Origin of the sequence: Leptolyngbya cf. ectocarpi LEGE 11479, assembly GCF_015207065.1 — a bacterium.
Classification (GTDB): Bacteria; Cyanobacteriota; Cyanobacteriia; order Phormidesmidales; family Phormidesmidaceae; genus Leptothoe; species Leptothoe ectocarpi.
Map to the genome: position 1 here is coordinate 1 of NZ_JADEXP010000544.1, position 2,657 is coordinate 2,657.

At 44.9% G+C, this 2,657-nt stretch carries 3 protein-coding genes; 2 read left to right on the top strand and 1 reads right to left on the bottom strand.

Annotation, left to right across the window (positions count from 1 at the left end):
- A partial coding sequence (locus IQ260_RS29665) for a hypothetical protein (protein ID WP_228016560.1) occupies positions 1-212 on the top strand: 212 nt, incomplete at its 5' end.
- A gap of 59 nt (positions 213-271) precedes the next feature.
- The gene (locus IQ260_RS31790; protein ID WP_193996647.1) at positions 272-1,105 is read left to right on the top strand and encodes a peptidoglycan-binding protein; all 834 of its coding nucleotides are present in this window, start codon (positions 272-274) and stop codon (positions 1,103-1,105) included.
- A 402-nt stretch (positions 1,106-1,507) separates the two neighbouring features.
- Here IQ260_RS31790 and IQ260_RS29675 read toward each other — a convergent pair whose 3' ends face one another.
- Positions 1,508-2,560, bottom strand: a complete 1,053-nt coding sequence (locus tag IQ260_RS29675) for a phosphotransferase family protein (RefSeq protein WP_193996648.1) — start codon at positions 2,558-2,560, stop codon at positions 1,508-1,510.
- Positions 2,561-2,657: the final 97 nt, after the last annotated feature.

Here is a 2,657-nt window from a genome sequence, read left to right on the forward strand (position 1 = left end):
GTGCAAATCTTATTGCCAATCCCCAACTTGCTAATGACCCTGAGATTGCTGCTGCACTTTTAGCAGCCTTCCTGAAAGATAAAGAAAGAAGGATTCGAAATGCTTTACTAGTTGATGATCTTAAGGAAGCACGTAAAGCCGTTAATGGAGGAACTCATGGTCTAAAACGTTTTAGAGATGCTTTCACAACTGGTCAGCAACTCACGAGCTAGCCGAACCGAAAGTTATCTAATCAATCAAAAACCAAAATTCTATATCTTAGGAGAAAATAGTGGTTGAATTATCTCGGCTGATTACTGGTTGTGATACGGGGCAAATTCAGGGGCTTTCTCTACAGGTACTCGAGAAAATTATTGTTGATCGCCCGGAGACATTATCTCGCATTGAGCATGAATTAATTGTATGTGAGGGAGCACAAAATAATCCCTATTTACAAACGCAGGCTTACAAAGCACTAGTGCGAGCAGTGGAAGATCGCCGCATCAAGCTGCATATCAACAGTTGCTTAAGGACTCCGATGCAACAGTATATGCTTCGTCGTCAGTTTGAGATTGGAATTTGTGGTATTCAAGCGGCTGCGCCACCACCGCTGAGCAACCATAATAGTGCCCTCGCTATTGATATTCAGGATACTGTTGGCTGGCGTCCTTTCTTAGAAAGACAGAGTTGGATTTGGATTGGTGCTTTTGATGAGATGCACTACGACTTTAAAGGTGGGGGAGAGGATTTAGGTCGTCTCCAAGTCCGTGTTTTTCAGGAATTATGGAATGAGTTTAATCCACAGGAGAGAATAGAAGTTGATGGTGATTGGGGATCTATAACGGCAGCTAAAGTACTTAAGTCGCCGGCACAAGGATTTGGTAAACCACCAGTCCTAAGCAAGGGATTATTTATGGATGAGGTGGGGAAATTACAGGCTTTATTGCGTAAAGCACTCAATTTGACTCCAGATCAGCTAGCGGTAGATATGCACTTTGGGTCTGCGACTTTAAAGGCGGTCATCCAATTCCAAAAAGCTAATGGATTAGAGGCAGACGGAAAAGTTGGTCCTGAAACGATTGCTAAACTAGAGGAGAAAACAGGTGAAAAATTCGTAGTTAGTTAGCAATCTTTAATCTATTAGGTTAGATTGAGATATGGAATTCAACAATCACAGGTTTTGCTTAGGCGTCTGCGCTTAAATAAAATCCCACCATGCGGAACGTCTACGCTATGGCATGCAGCTATGCACCCGTAGAATTGGTAGGCTATTTTCCTGCATTCGCCTTATCTAAGCTTTTAGTGCAGGAGACGCATAGGCCAATGTTTCATTTTTCAAAAACTGGTTTCACGTTGCTAGCCTCAATCGTGAAACGATTTTGAGAGATTCATAGCAAAATGAATTTTACAAGTTACCGACAAAACTACGAGACTACTTCTTTCGTGTCGTCCAATCTCATTTTGACTAGGACAGCATAAGAACAGCTGCTTCCAGAGCCATTACAAACCTTTAACTAAGAGTGAGTGGTTATCGGTGTTGTTCTATGCTTTGTAAACGAGTTTCACAAAGAGCTAAAATTGCTTCAGTGCAGTGGTTTCGCTCGGCAATGTGAGTACTGATATGAATATGACGCACCAGTGTTAAAAAGGTGTATAGCTCAATCTCATACCGCAAGCTTTTAGCGGGTAACCCAGGGGTGGAGAAAGTATCAATAAACGTATCTCGTAAAGCTGCTTCTCGGTCTACCATCGCATTAGGATTATCCATTTCTCGTAGGCTTTGCTCTGTGATGTGAGCAATAAAGTTACCGATATCCAGGGCTGGATGTCCCTGGCAGTAAAGGTCTAGGTCAACTAACCAGATGCGATAGCGCCAGCGCTGACTTATCAGTTCACAATCCACCAACACCTGATCGCTATAAAAGTCACGGTGGATGCCCACCGCCGTATGGTCAGTGGCCGAATGACGGGCAACTAACTGATTGCACGCGTCCAAGATTTTCTCAATGCGAGGTTGCCAGTGGGGATATTTCTGCGCAACCTGAGGTAAGCGGGTGTGGAGAATATCGAGTTCATCCGTGAGCGTTTGTTGTTTAGCCGTAGGCATGGGCGTACCATGCAGTTTGTGGGCAAGACCGGCAATGCGACGACAAACTGCCACGCCACTGGTGGTGGGTAACAGCTCAGTAGCAGCCACACCAGGCACCTTACGCTGCAGCCACATTCGCCACTCAGGAATAACGCCCACGGGTTTCGGAACCGAATAACCATCTGCGCTATTGTCATCAAAGCCCCGATTCCATAGGGCTTGTTGAATATAATAGCTGTTGTAGTCAGTTCCCTTGGCTCGGATTTTGCCTAGCAGGGTAAGGGGACCGCTGTGGGTATCAATGCGATACTCAATTAAGGCACGACGGCCCAGCTTATGACGCAACAATTTAGCGGCTGTCACCTGCTGGATATCTGGGATAAACATGCAGAACTGATATTTAGCTTGCCGAGGATTAAGGGCCGTTTCAAGAAAGGGAATTTTAGGATCGATGCAGCGGTCAGAGAGCGTGGAAGTCGATGTAAAAGACATGGTATGAGATGAGGATAAAGTCCAAAAATGCCGTTGCTGATTTAGGGGATGCATCGGTCTGTTAGAAGTCTCACATACCAGCATCTTGCAAATAAAA

Excerpts from the sequence above, each read along its gene's own strand:
- IQ260_RS29675 (WP_193996648.1), bottom strand. The coding sequence starts at position 2,560 with ATGTCTTTTACATCGACTTCCACGCTCTCTGACCGCTGCATCGATCCT.